Origin of the sequence: Silvibacterium acidisoli, assembly GCA_022870745.1 — a bacterium.
GTDB lineage: Bacteria > Acidobacteriota > Terriglobia > Terriglobales > Acidobacteriaceae > Silvibacterium.
Window position 1 is genome coordinate 549,097 of sequence record CP085323.1, and the last position, 16,223, is coordinate 565,319.

At 58.2% G+C, this 16,223-nt stretch carries 14 protein-coding genes; 7 read left to right on the forward strand and 7 right to left on the reverse strand.

The features are described from left to right. Positions 1 to 23 precede the first annotated feature (23 nt). Complete coding sequence (locus tag LJD29_RS02280; protein ID WP_446744137.1) at positions 24 to 515, forward strand: methylated-DNA--[protein]-cysteine S-methyltransferase; 492 nt, start codon at positions 24 to 26, stop codon at positions 513 to 515. 9 nt (positions 516 to 524) lie between these two features. Here the strand turns inward: LJD29_RS02280 and LJD29_RS02285 are convergent, their stop codons facing one another. Beyond that, positions 525 to 1,142: a non-canonical purine NTP pyrophosphatase gene (locus LJD29_RS02285; RefSeq protein WP_446744138.1), complete on the reverse strand. Its 618-nt coding sequence runs from the start codon at positions 1,140 to 1,142 to the stop codon at positions 525 to 527. Positions 1,143 to 1,192: 50 nt separating this feature from the next. After that, entirely contained in the window at positions 1,193 to 4,675 is a 3,483-nt protein-coding gene (locus LJD29_RS02290; protein WP_446744139.1) for a TonB-dependent receptor domain-containing protein, read from the reverse strand. Between the two features lie 552 nt (positions 4,676 to 5,227). Between LJD29_RS02290 and LJD29_RS02295 the strand changes: the two genes are divergently transcribed. The 5 genes from LJD29_RS02295 to LJD29_RS02315 all read left to right on the forward strand — a co-directional run bounded on the left by LJD29_RS02295 (position 5,228) and on the right by LJD29_RS02315 (position 10,906). Beyond that, on the forward strand, positions 5,228 to 6,643 hold the full coding sequence (locus LJD29_RS02295; protein ID WP_446744140.1) for a hypothetical protein: 1,416 nt from the start codon (positions 5,228 to 5,230) through the stop codon (positions 6,641 to 6,643). A gap of 211 nt (positions 6,644 to 6,854) precedes the next feature. Next, positions 6,855 to 7,544 (forward strand): succinate dehydrogenase cytochrome b subunit, encoded by a 690-nt coding sequence (locus LJD29_RS02300; RefSeq protein WP_446744141.1) that lies wholly within the window; start codon positions 6,855 to 6,857, stop codon positions 7,542 to 7,544. Beyond that, entirely contained in the window at positions 7,545 to 9,458 is a 1,914-nt protein-coding gene (locus LJD29_RS02305; RefSeq protein WP_446744142.1) for a fumarate reductase/succinate dehydrogenase flavoprotein subunit, read from the forward strand. It begins immediately after the preceding gene. 62 nt (positions 9,459 to 9,520) lie between these two features. Further along, positions 9,521 to 10,315, forward strand: coding sequence for a succinate dehydrogenase/fumarate reductase iron-sulfur subunit (locus LJD29_RS02310; RefSeq protein WP_446744143.1), 795 nt, complete (start codon positions 9,521 to 9,523; stop codon positions 10,313 to 10,315). 66 nt (positions 10,316 to 10,381) lie between these two features. Then, entirely contained in the window at positions 10,382 to 10,906 is a 525-nt protein-coding gene (locus LJD29_RS02315) for a VanZ family protein (protein ID WP_446744144.1), read from the forward strand. A 15-nt stretch (positions 10,907 to 10,921) separates the two neighbouring features. Here the strand turns inward: LJD29_RS02315 and LJD29_RS02320 are convergent, their stop codons facing one another. Then, positions 10,922 to 11,794, reverse strand: coding sequence for an alpha/beta fold hydrolase (locus LJD29_RS02320; RefSeq protein ID WP_446744145.1), 873 nt, complete (start codon positions 11,792 to 11,794; stop codon positions 10,922 to 10,924). A 107-nt stretch (positions 11,795 to 11,901) separates the two neighbouring features. On the opposite strand from LJD29_RS02320, the gene LJD29_RS02325 reads away from it, so the two are divergent. After that, complete coding sequence (locus tag LJD29_RS02325) at positions 11,902 to 12,486, forward strand: CGNR zinc finger domain-containing protein (RefSeq protein ID WP_446744146.1); 585 nt, start codon at positions 11,902 to 11,904, stop codon at positions 12,484 to 12,486. Positions 12,487 to 12,495: 9 nt separating this feature from the next. Here the strand turns inward: LJD29_RS02325 and LJD29_RS02330 are convergent, their stop codons facing one another. From LJD29_RS02330 to LJD29_RS02345, 4 genes are read right to left on the reverse strand one after another with little or no spacing between them, the layout of a single operon-like run. Then, positions 12,496 to 13,161 carry a Rossmann-fold NAD(P)-binding domain-containing protein gene (locus tag LJD29_RS02330; RefSeq protein ID WP_446744147.1) on the reverse strand — a complete coding sequence of 222 codons (666 nt, stop codon included), beginning with the start codon at positions 13,159 to 13,161 and terminating at the stop codon, positions 12,496 to 12,498. Between the two features lie 20 nt (positions 13,162 to 13,181). Then, a complete protein-coding gene (locus tag LJD29_RS02335) occupies positions 13,182 to 13,667 on the reverse strand; it encodes a bifunctional nuclease family protein (RefSeq protein ID WP_446744148.1) in 486 nt (161 codons plus the stop codon). Between the two features lie 21 nt (positions 13,668 to 13,688). After that, a complete protein-coding gene (gene miaB / locus LJD29_RS02340; RefSeq protein ID WP_446744149.1) occupies positions 13,689 to 15,032 on the reverse strand; it encodes a tRNA (N6-isopentenyl adenosine(37)-C2)-methylthiotransferase MiaB in 1,344 nt (447 codons plus the stop codon). A gap of 2 nt (positions 15,033 to 15,034) precedes the next feature. Further along, positions 15,035 to 16,213: a GGDEF domain-containing protein gene (locus LJD29_RS02345; RefSeq protein ID WP_446744150.1), complete on the reverse strand. Its 1,179-nt coding sequence runs from the start codon at positions 16,211 to 16,213 to the stop codon at positions 15,035 to 15,037. Positions 16,214 to 16,223 lie beyond the last annotated feature (10 nt).

The following is a 16,223-nucleotide window of genomic DNA, read 5'->3' on the forward strand; positions in this document are numbered from 1 at the left end:
GCAACACACGAAAGGATGACAGCATGCTCGTACATAAGTACGTGGATTCTCCAGTAGGAAAGCTGAGGCTCGTAGCAAGCGATAAAGGGCTGGTCGCCGTATTATGGGAAAACGACTCGCCCAAACGGGTTCGCCTCGAAGATTCGCAGGAAGATCCTGGGCACAGAATCCTTGCCAAAGCTGAAAAGCAACTCCAGGAGTATTTCGCAGGCACGCGCGAAGAATTCTCAATCCCTTTAGACATGCGCGGCACAGCATTCCAGAAAAACGTCTGGGAGGCTTTGCTGGGTATTCCATTTGGCGAAACACGCAGTTACGGTCAACTGGCCTCGCAGCTTGGAAGCCCTACGGCCAGCCGGGCGGTTGGAGCAGCAAATGGACGCAATCCCGTTTCAATCATCGTTCCTTGTCATCGCGTGATCGGCTCAACCGGCAAGTTGACTGGATTCGCTGGCGGCCTCGACACCAAGGAAACACTGCTCACTCTCGAGAGCCGTCAGCCCCTATTGAAGTAGATGGCGCGTTCAGAGCAGCGCAAGAAGATTACGCAAAGCCTGGCCCCGATGGCTGAGACGCAGACGCGTATCCGGATCGATCTCGGCCATCGTCTTCTTCTCCTGCGGCAGATAAAACAAGGGATCGTAACCGAAACCCGCGGTTCCTCTAGGAGTGGAAACAATCTCCCCTTCAACCGCTCCATCGGCGGAGTGAACAAGCCGGCCATCGACAGCCGCAACCAGCGCACAGTGGTAGCGCGCCGCAAACGGTGCCGGACCAACGGTTTTCAATCTCTCCAGCAGGTAGCAGTTGTTCCGTTCATCCGTGGGCAGGTGCGCAGCGAAAGCGGCATCATCGGCAAAGCGCGCCGAGCGCACGCCTGGATCTCCTCCCAGTGCATCGACCTCGAGACCTGAGTCATCTGCCAGGACGATCTCCCCCGGCGCGAAGCTGCTGTAGTACTCGGCCTTTGTCCTCGCATTACCCATGAATGAAGGTTCGTCTTCAGGCGGGGCCGTAATCTCGCGAAGTCCGGGAAGCGGTTCGAGACGCACATCGGCGTTGATGGATTGCGCGGCCCACGCGAAGTCGCGCAGCTTGCCCGGATTGGAAGTTGCGATGTAGAGAAGCTTGTTCGTTGCCATCTACATCCGACTCTAACGCAACGCCGCGCGATGTCGCGAACAGCAGCACATCAGAAGACCACTTTGACGCCCGCCTGCAGAACGCGCGGCCCACCCACGCCGTTCACATTGCCTACGCCCGAACCCAGTGTGCCGGTGATCCTGCCCAGGTTCGAACCGAGTGTAGAGTTGGGCAATCCAAATGCCGGAGTATTAGTCAGGTTGAACGCATCGCCGCGTACCTCAAGAGGAATCTCGTGCCAGATGGGAAAGCTTTTGAAGAGCGAAAGGCTGTCGTAGAAATACCCCGGTCCACGAAACTGGTTGCGCTGCGTATCGCCCACGACGCAAGGAGCCTGGTTTGTCGCGGAATAAGCCGTGCATGTAGCCGGAGCAGAGAACGCCGAAGGATTGAACCACCGCACATTGCCCGCGCCGCTCACCTTATGCGTCACGGAATAAGAGCCTGTTTCGTTCACGGTCTGGGTTGTTCCCGGTGTTGCACTTGTCGTCGAGATGGTGAACGGCAAGCCCGAGAGTGCCGAAAGAATCACCGAGGTCTTCCATCCGCCGAGGACATACTGCGAAAAACCGGAACCGAAATAACGATGACCGCGCCCCGCAGGCAGTTCATAGGTCAGAGTCTGCTCGAAGTTACGCGTGCGATCAAAATCGACGACGGAGTAATTCCGTCGCATCGGCCCGGCCCAGAACAACACATTCCCGTCCTGCGCACCTGTTACATAGCCCTGCGCCTTGCCCCATGTAAAGGCGGACATAAAGGCTAGTCCATTCGTAAACCGCCGCGTCAACTGCACCTGGAGCGACTCATAGTTAGTGGACGTGCCCATGAAGTATTGCGTAACGGCAGCCGTCTTACCGAATGCGACATTCAGCGGATCGTAGGCAGCGCTCTGCCCATACACGCGAGGCTGGTTGATGTTCTGTGCTACGTCGATGCGGGTTCCATGGTTGGCCACATACGCAATCTGCAGCGAGGTATTCGCACCCAGCGCCTGCTGCAACGCTACGTTCCACGAGGAGACATAGGCATTCTTGAAGTCGAGGGGGATGTAGAGGTTCGCAAGCCCGATGGTGCCGTTCGCAGCCGTCTCAAACAACGTTCCGTTGCTGCTGAACTGCGCTGTCGGAGTGGCCGGAATGCCGGTCACAAAGTTCACCACTCCACCAGCGGGATTCAGAGCCGGTCCATAGGTCGGCGTAAAGGTGTAATACGTACTGGTCTTGATCGGATAGTTATACGCGTACGAGTTATCGACGAACGGCACATAGCTGATGCCGTAACCGGCGCGCACCACCGTGTTCTGGCTCGCGCGATACGAGAGACCGACGCGTGGCGCAAAGTTGCGATAGTTTGTCTGCATGCCAAGGTCCGACGGATTGCCATCGACACCGGCCATGACAAGATTGTTCGCCGCGGGATCGTAATTCACGTATCCGCCCGCCTTGCGCGGCGTGGCCGGCGGATACAGCTCCCACCTCAACCCGAGATCCATGGTCAGCTTCGGCGTAACCTGCCACTTATCCGCGACAAAGAAAAACAGCCAGTTCTGGCGATAGGCCGGGAAAGTACTGTTCGTGTCCTGACCCACCTGGTAAGGAACATCGAACAGGATGCTGGCGATATCGTTCGCCTGCCCCGTCACCGAGCCGTTGAACGCTGTCGCTCCTGGCGCCGAAGTCTGATTCTCGCTGAAGTAAAACTGGCCCGCCGCGGCATTGTTGTTGCCCTGCAGAAGATCGTCGCGCACGCGGCGAATATCCGCGCCTGCCTTGATCGTGTGATTGCCGAGGATCTTCGTCCAGTTATTCGCGACATCGATGTTCGATTCTCCGCGAAGCCACGGCAACGATGGAGAATACCCGATCAGGGGGGACGAGAAGTTAGTGCTGTTGTTATTCACAACAATTGCGATCTGACCGCTGGTTGTCGGCGTGTTGTTCGTACCGTTAGGACCATTGCCGGGAATGCCGAGCGTGCGGGCATCGTTCGAGCCGTAGTCATTCTGCGTCGCGGAGTTGCGCAGGTGCGCGACGCCCACACGAACCTCGGTTAACAACGTCGGGGAGAACGTATGGTCATAGTTCCCACCCGCACTGTACGCGGTTGCGGTACCGGTCGCTTCAAAACCGCCGCCGGCAGGGCCGCCCAGGAACGAGCCGAAAGACGGCGCCTGGTAGGTATCGATCAACTGGTGGCTGAATCGCCCGCTCAAGTGGTCTTTGGGACTGATGTTGTAGTCCGACTTGATGTCGTAGCTCCAGGTGTCTTTATGAAACGGCGAGTTCTGCGAGAAGTTGTTCGTGGTCGCGCCAGCAGCGTAGCGAGCCGAAGCAAGGTTCTGCGAGGGGTCGCGTGCAATGGCATCGAGGCTTTGCAGAACCTTAAGCGAGATCGGACTGATTCCCGCATTTGTCAACGGGATCTGGTTATTCGCAAAGGCCACGCGACCCGCGCCGCAACTGCTGCTCGTCGCTCCGCTGCACGCGGCTGCGTTGCCCGTGTTCGGATCGTATATCTGGCCAGAATAGGCGCTCAGATCTAGTGCATTATTCACCACGTTGTAGAAAGGAATAGTCGCATTGCTTGTCGTCTCTTCATGGTCTGAAGTACGCAGCAGATCACCGAAGAAAAACAGCTTGTTGCGCAGGATCGGGCCGCCGATTGAACCACCGGTGTAGTTGTACACCAGCCTTCCGTTGGGTCCGGTGGCGAAATAGTTGCGGGCATTCACGCCGTTGTTTTCCATCTGCTGAAAGACTGAGCCGTGGAATTGGTTGGTGCCTGACTTCAGCGTGACATTCACAACCGTGCCTACAGCGCGTCCAAACTCCGCCTCGAAGTTGTTGGTCGTGATGTCCACGTTCTGAATGGCCGCTGCCGGGGGCACCAGGATGATATGAATGCCGGTGCGCTGATCGTCGTCGATACCCTCGATCTGGTAAAGATTCACATACGAGGACTGCCCATTGGCATTCGTCGAAAGATCGTTGTTGGCATTGAAGAACTGTGAGTTGTTGAACGTAACCGGAGCCATGCCGGGAACGACATTCAGCAGCGATTGAAAGCTGTTTCCACTCGACAGCGGTAGATTGCTGATCTGGTGCGCTTCGAGCGTCGCGGATATGTCAGCACGATCGGTCTGGAGCTGCGGCGGAGCAGTTGTAACCGTGACAGTTTCATTTACGCTGCCCGTCGTCATCTGCACATCAACGCGCGTGGTGACGTTTGTCGCGACGTTGATATTCTGCCGCGCCTCCGTCTTGAAACCCTGCGCCACAACGGTCATGGTGTATTCGCCGGAGGGCAGCGTCGGCTGCGTGAAGTTACCGCTCTCATTGGTTGCCGTGCTGTAGGTTGCATCCTGGCCCACGCGGAGAATCTTCACTTGGGCGTTTGCGATTGCCGCACCGGATGGATCGGTCACCGTTCCGACAATGGTTCCGCTGACAGCCTGCGCCGCGAGTCTTGGGACAATAATCAGGCACAACAACACCAGCAGAACGCTGGCGTTCCGGATAACGACGCGCATGTAAGCCTCCTACAACACCGAAATCAAAGATTTCGTTTGCGGCTGCAACAAAATGCGCCTTGTTCTACTAACAACCGGCGGCGAATCTCGCAGTTACAACCCGGCGAGGACGTTACCAAAGCAATTTATTAAGTGTCAAGCCGCCCGAATGAGCGGTAAGGCATAACTCGCAGCGCTGCTAATGGCGCTTGCAGCTCAGTCTGACCTTAAGCATGCTCGAAACGTTGCGCTTCTCTCAGCCCCGTTGAACCTACCTGTTGCGAGATTCAGAGGGAGGGTAATTCTTCGTTTAGCCGTGTACACGAACAGGTAGTTCGGATAGAGTGTAGGTGCAAAAAAGGCCCGCTTTCCATCACCTGAACTCTCGAAAGCATGAGGTCTATCCCTGCCATGTTTCGCATTTCCTCTTGCGGGTACTGCGTCGTTGCAATCGGCGTTGGACTATTGCTGCCATCGCTACAGTACGCACAGATAGGAAAGCCAGCGCGCTCTTCTCCGTTCACGGAAATCAAATGGGATGTATATACGTTCAACTTCCTGCCTGGAAATCAGATGGCACAGGTGCTTGACTCGGATGGTCATGTGATCGGAACGATCCTCGCCATGAACGGAACGCTGACCATGATTCCTACCATAACTGGCGACGCAGCAGACAAGCTGAAGCAGTCGTTTCAGGCATGGAAGAATCAAGGGGGTGAAAAAGCGCTGTACGATCAGTCCGCTTCTAAAAATCAAACTTCCGCCAAGGCCGGAATATCAAACTCCTCACCTGCCAAACCAGCAGCTGTTGTTACATCGGATTCTCAGCCAGCAGCCGAACCACAACCGGGTGGGCAATCCGGTCGCGGCATTCTGCATGTGGACGACCTCGATCGACTGGAGAACGCCACACTCCGTTTCGATCTGAATGCCATGCGCTCTGCTCCGGCCCTGCTCGAACAAAAGCCTGTCATGCAATACTTCATTGCGGTCAACAACTGTCGTGATTCGGCTGTACAGCGCTCTCTGCAAGACGAACTGGATTATCCGGAGTTAGCGCGGTTCTACAGCGCGAAAGCGCCAGAGATTCTTTCCGGCTTGCCCGATACGGCAGGATTGCTGATGTTCCGCGGCAACACGAGGGGCGAGCTGATCTGGGGACGCGCTGCGGGCGGATACGACCCGACTCTAAAAACTTTGGTCTTGGGAGAGTACGACGTAAGCCGGAAGGCCTTCCCTATTCTCGTGAGTGACAAGAGTAAGACGCTCGAGATCTCCGGCACTCAGAGAGCCGACGTCAATCGTATATCGCTGGAAACGTCGTGTCCGGTCGCTTACAGCGCGTTAATGCGCTTGGGAGCGAATGCGTCTTTACCTGCATCCTATACGGTCACCGTGCAGCCAATGAGCTTTGGCGAATTACCCATGAGCGAAGCCGACGCGCGCAGATATATTGACAGCGTTAACGCTGCCCAGCGCGACATTGTCCTGGCCGTGGATGTTCACCTCAAGCAGAATCCTCAGGAAACAAACGCCAAGGTATTCGCCTACGATGGAACGATCGCGCGAGTCATCGTTTTGAACAAAGCCTCGTTTCAACAGATCGGCACCCTTTACGACGATCACACATTGGCGCCGGTTCGCACCAAAGAGATTCCATCCGCGATCACGACCATGAAGTCCACCCGTGAGTTCAACGAGGAACTCATCACCGCCGTTTACGTTTCGCTGGCTGCCAGTTCCTGCGGATGGCCCATCTCAGCGGATCAGAAGGCAAATCTTGACCGTTACATTTCCGACGTGAACACATACGGCAAATTTAACGACCGGTCTTCACTTAACGGAGTGGCAGCGAATATCCGCAACTCTATCAATGACCCTTCCAGGCATTTTTGTGAGAACCCTTCAGAACGCCAGGACTTTAACCGCCGGGTCGCTACGGTATGGCCCAACGGGCCCATGGCCGCACCCCCGCCACAAACCCCATAATGGGACAGGTTGTAGAACCGCCTTCATCTCCATTCCTTGACGCTCCTACCCTCAAAAACCAATAATGGTTGTTGACTCTTCCACTGGTTCAACCGCCACCATGCAGCCTTGGCGATCCCCGGCTGCTCTTGACAATCACCTGCGCGGTAAACGGGAGCGCCCGAGTGCGAGTTCGGCAACAGATTCATTTTCAGAAGGTTAGGGAGACGCGATGAGCACCACTGCGGTCGGCCTGCGCGAAAACCGCGCGCCAGGCTTCTGGCAATCCACCAACGGTAAGAAAGTCGTCATGGCGGTCACCGGAGCCGTCATGTTCGCCTTCATCATCGGTCACCTCGCCGGCAATCTCCAGGTCTTCGAAGGCCCCGCCAAGCTCAACGCCTACGGCAACCTGCTCCACAGCCTCGGCGAACTCCTGTGGCCGGTCCGCATCATCCTGTTACTCTGCATCGGGCTTCACATCACCGCGACTGTGCAGCTCGCGCTGCGCAACAAGGCGGCCCGCCCTGTTGAGTACGCAGCCAAGAAGTCCATCAACTCCACCTATGCTTCACGGACGATGTACTGGAGCGGCCCGATCATCCTGGCCTTCGTCATCTTCCACCTGCTTCACCTGACCGCCGGATACATTCATCCCGGCGCAGCCTATATAGAGGGTGACGTCTACCACAACGTCGTCTCCGGCTTCCAGGTCTGGTGGGTCTCGGTATGGTACATCTTCGCCGTTTCGCTGCTCGGCCTGCACCTGCGTCACGGCTTCTGGAGCATGTTCCAGTCGATCGGGCTGAACCACCCCCGCCACACGCCCATGCTCAAAAAGCTGGCCCTGGTTCTCGCGCTTCTCATCACTCTCGGATACATCTCCATTCCGCTCAGCGTACTTGCGGGGTTCGTGAAATAAATGACACTCGACTCGAAACTGCCCTCTGGACCGATTGAACAGGCATGGGACAAGACCCGCTTCGACATGAAGCTGGTCAACCCGGCAAACAAGCGCAAGCACTCCATTATTGTCGTAGGCTCAGGACTCGCCGGTGCATCTGCTGCCGCGACCCTCGGCGAGCTCGGCTACAACGTCAAGTGTTTCTGCTTCCAGGATTCGCCCCGCCGCGCGCACTCCATCGCCGCGCAGGGCGGCATCAACGCCGCTAAGAACTACCAGAACGACGGCGACAGCGTTTATCGCCTCTTCTATGACACGGTAAAGGGCGGCGACTTCCGCGCCCGCGAAGCCAATGTATATCGCCTCGCGCAGATCAGCGTCAGCATCATCGACCAGTGCGTTGCACAGGGTGTTCCCTTCGCCCGCGAATACGGCGGCGCGCTCACTAACCGCTCCTTCGGCGGAGCCCAGGTTTCACGCACCTTCTACGCACGCGGCCAAACAGGCCAGCAGCTGCTGCTCGGCGCCTACCAGGCCCTCGAGCGCCAGATTCATGAGAAGACCGTGACCATGTATCCGCGCACCGAGATGCTCGACCTGATCGTCATCGACGGCAAGGCGCGCGGCATCGTCGTTCGTCACCTCGTCACCGGCGAAATCACCACGCACTTCGCCGATGCAGTCATCCTCGGCACCGGCGGCTACGGCAACGTCTACTATCTCTCCACCAACGCCAAGGGATCGAACGTTACCGCCAGCTGGCGCGCCCACAAGCGCGGCGCGCTCTTCGCCAACCCCTGCTACACGCAGATTCACCCGACCTGCATCCCCGTCTCCGGCGACTACCAGTCGAAGCTCACGCTCATGTCCGAGTCGCTGCGCAATGACGGACGCATCTGGGTTCCCAAGCAGAAGGGCGACAAGCGCAAGCCCGACCAGATTCCCGAGGAAGAGCGCGATTACTACCTCGAGCGCCGCTACCCCAGCTTCGGCAACCTCGTGCCCCGCGACGTGGCCTCGCGTAATGCGAAGTCAGTCTGCGACGAAGGCCGCGGCGTCGGCGAAAGCGGACTCGGCGTCTATCTCGACTTCACCGCCGCCATCAAGCGCCTCGGCGAGCACGTCATCCGCGAGCGCTACGGAAATCTTTTCGACATGTATCAGCGCATCACCGATGAAGACCCATATAAGGTTCCGATGCGCATCTACCCGGCCATTCACTACACCATGGGCGGCCTCTGGGTCGATTACCACCTGCAGAGCACCATCCCCGGCCTCTTCGTTCTCGGCGAAGCCAATTTCAGCGACCACGGCGCGAACCGCCTGGGCGCGAGCGCGCTGATGCAGGGCCTGTCCGACGGCTACTTCGTCATTCCCTACACCATCGGCCACTACCTCGCCTCGAACAAGTTCGCCAAGGTCGATAGCAGCAACCCCGAAGCGCAGCAAGCCGTCGCCAACGTGAAGCAGATCACCGACAAGCTGCTCTCCATTAAGGGCAAGCGCACCGTCGACAGCTTCCACCGCGAGCTCGGCAAGATCATGTGGGAGTACTGCGGCATGTCCCGCACCGCGGAAGGCCTCGAAAAGGCCATCGGCCTCATCGATGCCCTGCGCGAAGAGTTCTGGCAGAACGTGAATGTCCCCGGCAGCGGAGACGACCTCAACCAGAGCCTCGAAAAGGCTGGCCGCGTCGCCGATTTCTTCGAGCTGGGACGCCTGATGTGCGTCGACGCCCGCGAGCGCAACGAGAGCTGCGGAGGTCACTTCCGCGAGGAATACCAGACCCCCGAGGGCGAAGCGCAGCGCGACGACGAACACTATTCCTATGTTGCCGCCTGGGGTTACAACGGCCCCGGCCAGCATCCTGAGCTGAACAAGGAACCACTCGAGTTCGACTACGTTCACCCCAGCCAGAGGAGCTACAAGTAGGTTTTCTTTAAGGTTCAGAAACAGAAATCTGTTCCATAAAGACGACTGACTGAGAAATCGATATGAAACTTAGACTGAAGATCTGGCGGCAGAAGAATCGGAACGACAAGGGCAGCTTCGTCAGCTACTCCATGGACGACGTGAACCCCGAAATGTCCATGCTCGAGTGCCTCGACGTGCTCAACGAAACCCTGATCGAGCGCGGCGAAGAGCCGGTCACCTTCGAGCACGACTGCCGCGAAGGCATCTGCGGCTCCTGCGGGTTCATGATCAACGGCATCCCGCATGGCCCACAGCGAGCGACCACGGTCTGCCAGCTCACCATGCGCCATTTCAAGGACGGCGAAGAGCTGGTTATCGAGCCCTGGCGCGCCGGCGCCTTCCCTATGATCAAGGACCTCATGGTCGATCGCCGCGCCCTCGACCGCATCATCGAGTCTGGCGGATACATCTCCGTCTCGACCGGCAATGCACCCGATGGCAACGACATCCTCATCGGTAAGGACACTTCCGACCGCGCCATGGATGCCGCCGCCTGCATCGGCTGCGGAGCCTGCGTCGCCGCCTGCCCCAACGCCTCGGCCGCGCTCTTCACCGGAGCCAAGATCACGCACCTCGGCGTACTGCCCCAGGGCAAGATTGAAGCCGAGCGCCGCGCTCTCGGCATGGTCGGCCAGATGAACACCGAGGACTTCGGCAGCTGCACCAACATCGGCGAATGCACCGCCGCATGCCCGAAGGAGATTCCGCTCGAAGTCATTGCACGCATGAACCAGGACTACTGGCGCGCCAGCGCCAAGCGGCGCGACGACAGCGTGAAGCCGGTCACCCCGGTTACCCGTTGGAACGCGAAGTAAATACTGCGGCGCTGTCGAACGAAAGTCGTATTCGGCAGCGCCGCAGTTTCCGCCTATCATTTAGTTATGTCCGATAAGAGCCAGTCCGTTTCGCACCGTATCCTCAACTGGCTGCCCGCTGCCATCGCCATCCTGGTCATTCGGATGGAATCGACCGCGGTCATGTCGGGCGCGAATACCAGCTACTGGCTCTATCCCTACTGGGTGAAGCTTTTCGGGCCAATCACGCCCGAGCACTGGGAGACCGTACATCACCTCATCCGCAAGTGTGGACACCTCACCGGCTACGGGCTGACCAGCCTCTGCTTCTTTCACGGCTGGCGGACAACGCTCAAGATAAAAGTTAAGGGTCTCCAGGCGCTCGAAGATGCCTGCAAGGCGATGTGGCGCAACGCTTCCCTGCTGGCGCTTCTCTGCACCCTGATCGTCGCCTCAGCCGACGAAATTCACCAGAGCTTTCTGCCCGGCCGCACAGCCACTCCGGTCGACGTCTGCATCGATATGACCGGCGCCATCATCGCCCAGCTGATTGTGCAGCAGATCATGCGCCGCACCAGGCTTCGCAACCGGATACTGGTCCCGGCTGCGTAGCCCAGGCTGCACCTCTCAAAGCACCTTGCCGAGAAATGCCTTGATCTCCGCTGCAATCTCCTCGCCGTGGCTTTCAAGCGCGAAGTGGCCCGCATCGAGGAACTTCACAACCGCACCCGGAATGTCCTTCTTGTAAGCCTCCGCTCCTGGAGGAATGAAGAAGACATCGTTCTTTCCCCACACTGCGAGCAGCGGCGGCTGATTCTCACGAAAATACTTCTGAAACGCCGGGTAGAGCTTCACGTTCGAGGCGTAATCGAGGAAGAGATCGAGCTGAATCTCATTATTACCAGGCCGGTCCAGCAGCGCCTGGTCGAGCGTGTATGACTCCGGAGCGACAGATTCAGGATTCGGCTCGCCATGAACGTATTGCCACTTCGTACCCTCGAGCGTCAGGAATTCGCGAAGCGCATTGCGGTTCGCCTCTGAAGGATCCTGCCAGTACTTCTGGATGGGATTCCATGCGTCTCCCAACCCCTCCTCGTAGGCATTGCCATTCTGCGAAATGATCGCCGTCACCCGCTCCGGATGCGTCAATGCGAGGCGCAGGCCGGTGGGAGCTCCGTAGTCGAATATGTAGATAGCGAACTTCTCCAGTTCAAGGACATCGACAAACGCCTCAATCGTCTTCGCAATCGCGGCGAAGCTGTACTTGTAGCCGCGGTCTACTGGCACCTCGGTAAAGCCAAAGCCCGGAAGGTCTGGAGCGATGACGTGGTAATCCGCGGCAAGCTCCGGGATCAGGTGGCGGAACATATGCGACGAAGTGGGATACCCGTGCAGCAGCAGCACAACCGGCTTCCCTGCCGCGCCCGCTTCCCGGTAGAAAACCTTCACTCCATCCGCCTCGACGTTGCGATACGAAACCTTCACAGCAGCCTTTGACATTTCATCCTCCAGATTAAAACCTGTAACCCTAAAATTTAATTTAAACGGTTACATACAATTAGAATCCGGTAACCGTTAAAACGACTCAAAAGGGTGTGGCAAATTCTGTGGAAAATTCGCAGTCGCCGAGCTTCCTGTTCCTGGCCGATCACCCTGTGCTTGATTTCCTGAACACGGTAGCAATGGTCGAGGGGCAGCGCACCGATTTTCTTCAGACCGACGGTCAGGTACTGGAGTGGCTCGAACAAGCGGGCTTTCCCTGCTCTCCAGATGGTGAGTCGCCCCATAGTACGCTGAAAGACGCCGCGCGCAACCTGAGGGAGACAGCCCGGGGCCTGATCGCGCAGCGCAAAGCTGGCGAGACTCTTACGACGGAAAGCATGAACCGGCTTTTGGCCGGAACGAGCAGCCACCTGCAACTGGTCGCAACGCCCGAGGGCGGGATCGTTTTACGGCGGGAATTTCAGGGAGAGGTCGCTGCGCGGATCCTGGCGCCTTTGGCCGAGTCGATTGCCGAGTTCATTGCAACCGCCGACTTCCAGCTCGTCCGCCACTGCGAAGGGGAAGGCTGCATTCTATGGTTTTACGACCGGACGAAGAGCCACCGCCGCCGCTGGTGCAGCATGAACGTTTGCGGCAATCGGCACAAGGTGTCGGCGTATCGTACACGCCGGGCCGCAAATCCTGAATAAACGGCTTCCCTAACCAAGCACGCGCCGGATATCCAGGGTTTCAAGAATGCGCTTCTCATACCCATCGCGAGCCACGGCCAGCATTGCCCGGCCAATCTCTTCGGTCGTGAATACGTGGTTCGGAAACATCCGCCGGAGCAGCGGAAAGAGCGGTTTGAGCGGCAAATAGAGCAGGTTGTATGCCCATGTTTTCGATCGGGTTCCAGGAACAGGCTGCATAGCTCCTGGCCGAAACATGTAAGCAGTGAATGGCAGCTGCAACAGGGCGTTCTCCGTGCGGCCTTTCACGCGAGCCCACATGGACTTGCCCTTTTCTGTACTGTCGGTGTGTGCGCCGGATATGTAAAGAAACGTCATCCCGGGATTTAGCCTGGCTAGTATCCGTGCTGCCGCCATGGTCAGGTCGTAAGTAATTCGGGTGTATGCATCTTCCTTCACGCCGAATGAGGACAAACCCAGGCAGAAGAGGCACGCGTCGAAACCACGCAGCCTGTCTTCGATATCGTCGTAGTGAAAGAGGTCGCTGCGCAGAAGTTCGCGCAGCTTGGGATGCTGCAGGTTCAGCGGGTTGCGGCCGATCGTCTCAACAAGCTTGACGCTCTGATCGGCGAGGCAGGCACGGACCACTCCCTGCCCGACCATTCCCGTGGCTCCAAAGATAAGCACTTTCATCATGAATTCCGTGCCGCGGAAAATTACATTTTGTAGCGGCCGAGGTCTTCGTCGTTCAGCCCTTCAAGCCAGCGGCGGACGTCCTGGGAGGACGCCTGCTCCGCCGGATTAGGCAGAATTTTGGCTGCGTGCAGTACCTCTTCATCGACGAAGATCGGGCAGTCCGCGCGGAGCGCAAGCGCAAGCGCATCCGACGGGCGGGCATCGAGCGAGATGGTCTCGCCGTCCTGCTCCATCCAGATGACGGCATAGAAGGTGTCGTTCTTAAGTTCTGTTACAACAACACGTTGCACGCGGGCATTCAAGCCGTTGATCAGGTTTTTCAGCAGGTCGTGCGTGAGCGGACGCGGCGCCTGCGACTTCTCCACCTCAAGTGCGATCGCGTTTGCTTCGTACAGACCTACCCAGATCGGCAGCAGCGTTTCGCCTGCCGGATCCTTCAGCAAAACGATGGGCATATTGGTCGAGGGGTCGACCATGAGCCCCCGGATCTTCATCTCAATTTCCATCGTGCTCCTCCGCGCGCTCTCTTAAACGGCTTCGCCGACCAGGCTGTTGGGATAGCTCTGTGTCACACGTACCGGAACGTAGCTGCCTTGAGCAGGATAGATGGGCAAGCTGGTCGTAAAGTTCAGCGTCTTGTTCTGCGACGTGCGGCCGATGACCTGTCCGCGGGCTGAATTATAGCCTTCGACCATGACTTCAAGCGTCTCGCCTACATGCTTCGCGTAGTTGATTCGCTGAATTTCGCGCTGCCGGTCGAAGAGCAACTGCAGGCGAAGTGATTTTTCCTCTTCGGCGATTGAATCAGCCATAGAGATTGCGGGCGTGTTGGGGCGTGGCGAGTACTTGAAGCCGAAGACGCCATCGTATTGAACTTCGCCGAGCAGCGACACCGTGTCTTCGAAGTCTTCCGGAGTTTCTCCGGGAAAGCCGACAATCATGTCGGTCGTAAGGCTGATCGGCCGCTTCGCCGCCTTGATCCAGCTGATGCGTTCGAGATACTGCTCGCGGCTGTACTCGCGGTTCATCATGCCAAGCACACGCGACGAGCCGCTCTGCACCGGCAGGTGCACGTGATCGCAGAGGGACGGCACGGCGTCGATGGCCTCGACGATATCGCGGCTGAAGTGGCGCGGATGGGAGGTCGTGAAGCGGACGCGGCGAATGCCAGCCACTTCCCCAACTGCGGCTAGCAACTCCGCAAAGCTTTTCTTTTCTTCAGGATCGAGATAAGAGTTCACGTTCTGCCCGAGCAGCTGAATCTCGGTGTATCCAGCGTCTGCCATCTTGCGGGCTTCGGCCAGAACCGATGTCGACGTACGGCTGCGCTCCTTGCCACGCGTGTACGGCACCACGCAGTAGGCGCAGAATTTATCGCAGCCCTCGATGATGGTGATATATCCGCGATGCGGGTTGGAGCGGGCAGTGAACTCGGTTTCGAATGTCTCTTCTGTCTGACGGTCGTCGAGGCCGGTGATGCGCTGTCCGCCAGCCTGGAGCTGCGTGAGCATCTGCGGAAGACGGTTGTACGAGGCCGAGCCCGAAACGATCGAGACATACGGAGCGCGCTCGAAGATCTTCTCGCCCTCCTGCTGGGCGACACATCCGAGCACGGCAAAGCGCTTGCCCTGCTTATAGAGCTTCTTGTAGTCGTTGAGACGGTTGAAGACCTTCTGCTCCGCCTTGTCGCGAATCGAGCAGGTGTTATAGAGGATCAGCTCGGCTGCCTCTTCTTCTTCAACCTGGGTATAGCCCTGCTGAACCAGCGTGCCGATGACCTTTTCCGAGTCATGGGCATTCATCTGGCAGCCAAAAGTCTCGATGTAAAAGGTTCTGCTGGAGGACTCGGGCTGTGCCGATACTGAAGCCATAATCAGCTCTCAGTATAGACCAGAGCCGGCTTCAGAAGGCCGGTATGCACCTGTACCCGGTTGCGGCCCGAGCGCTTGGAAAGATAGAGCGCCTCGTCGCTGCGGGCGAAAAACGAGTGCAGGTTTTCCCCCGCCCTGTTCATCGCGATACCGAAGCTGGCGGTGGTGTGAATCTCCTCAGGCAGACCCGAGATCGATGAGATGGCGCAACGCAGGCGCTCGGCTGCGGCTTCGGCGCGGGGGCGATTGATGCGCGTAAGCAGCATGGCAAATTCTTCTCCGCCATACCGGGCCACGTAGTCCGTCGAGCGCGTACAGGCGCCCAGCAAACGGCCTACCTGGCGGATAACCTCGTCGCCGACCTGGTGCCCGTGCGTGTCGTTGATCGATTTGAAGTAGTCCAGGTCGAGCAGGACCAGGCATACGCTCTCGGGCTCGAGCATGGCACCTGCGAGCTCCTGCTTCACAATGCGATCGAAGGCCCTGCGGTTCAGCAGCCCGGTGAGTGCGTCCGTGTTGGCCAGCCGTTCAAGCTCCCGCTGCTGCAGGGACACCCCCAGCCAGATAATGGCTCCTACGATGGCGAGGGCAAGAATGCAGTACAGGAAGCCCATGAAGGCATGCAGCTGGTTGGGTTGCAGAAAGTCGGAACCGGGCGACCAGACAAGCGTAATGATGGCGCGGCCGACCTGGAAGACCAGGACTGCCAGCAGCAGCGAGCCGACGGAACGGAGCTGATAGCGGAGCGCCTCATCCTCATGACCGAGCACAAGAATCAGGCTGGCTCCCGCCTGGATCGCCACGACGGCGCAGACGATGACAATCCGCACCTGCAGCTGATCGGTATGGCAGCCATAAAGGTAGAACGCGCCGGCGAGAAAAACCGCCAGTCCAAGACCGAGACGGCGCACCCTGAGATCTCTCTCCAGCAGATCGGCAAGTGCCTGATGCAGCAAGGCGTAATAGCCGAAGATAAAGACATTTGCGACAACGATCGAAAAGAAATTGGAGATATGCGAACGAGCGGCGATCAGAACCACGCCGACGAATGCTGACCCCAGTGCGGCCATGAGCCAGTTGAGACCGCGCATACGGCGGACGCCGCGCCCTGCAATCGCGCAGGAGAGCATGACAGCGAGAATAGCCGTCGCATAGCCGGCCAGAAGAAATCGCATCGACATAAACGCACAC

What these genes read in the sequence shown, in the direction of transcription:
- LJD29_RS02280 (WP_446744137.1), top strand. Translation starts at nt 24, where the DNA reads ATGCTCGTACATAAGTACGTGGATTCTCCAGTAGGAAAGCTGAGGCTC.
- LJD29_RS02285 (WP_446744138.1), bottom strand. Translation starts at nt 1,142, where the DNA reads ATGGCAACGAACAAGCTTCTCTACATCGCAACTTCCAATCCGGGCAAG.
- LJD29_RS02290 (WP_446744139.1), bottom strand. Translation starts at nt 4,675, where the DNA reads ATGCGCGTCGTTATCCGGAACGCCAGCGTTCTGCTGGTGTTGTTGTGC.
- LJD29_RS02295 (WP_446744140.1), top strand. Translation starts at nt 5,228, where the DNA reads ATGGCACAGGTGCTTGACTCGGATGGTCATGTGATCGGAACGATCCTC.
- LJD29_RS02300 (WP_446744141.1), top strand. Translation starts at nt 6,855, where the DNA reads ATGAGCACCACTGCGGTCGGCCTGCGCGAAAACCGCGCGCCAGGCTTC.
- LJD29_RS02305 (WP_446744142.1), top strand. Translation starts at nt 7,545, where the DNA reads ATGACACTCGACTCGAAACTGCCCTCTGGACCGATTGAACAGGCATGG.
- LJD29_RS02310 (WP_446744143.1), top strand. Translation starts at nt 9,521, where the DNA reads ATGAAACTTAGACTGAAGATCTGGCGGCAGAAGAATCGGAACGACAAG.
- LJD29_RS02315 (WP_446744144.1), top strand. Translation starts at nt 10,382, where the DNA reads ATGTCCGATAAGAGCCAGTCCGTTTCGCACCGTATCCTCAACTGGCTG.
- LJD29_RS02320 (WP_446744145.1), bottom strand. Translation starts at nt 11,794, where the DNA reads ATGTCAAAGGCTGCTGTGAAGGTTTCGTATCGCAACGTCGAGGCGGAT.
- LJD29_RS02330 (WP_446744147.1), bottom strand. Translation starts at nt 13,161, where the DNA reads ATGATGAAAGTGCTTATCTTTGGAGCCACGGGAATGGTCGGGCAGGGA.
- LJD29_RS02335 (WP_446744148.1), bottom strand. Translation starts at nt 13,667, where the DNA reads ATGGAAATTGAGATGAAGATCCGGGGGCTCATGGTCGACCCCTCGACC.
- miaB (WP_446744149.1), bottom strand. Translation starts at nt 15,032, where the DNA reads ATGGCTTCAGTATCGGCACAGCCCGAGTCCTCCAGCAGAACCTTTTAC.
- LJD29_RS02345 (WP_446744150.1), bottom strand. Translation starts at nt 16,213, where the DNA reads ATGTCGATGCGATTTCTTCTGGCCGGCTATGCGACGGCTATTCTCGCT.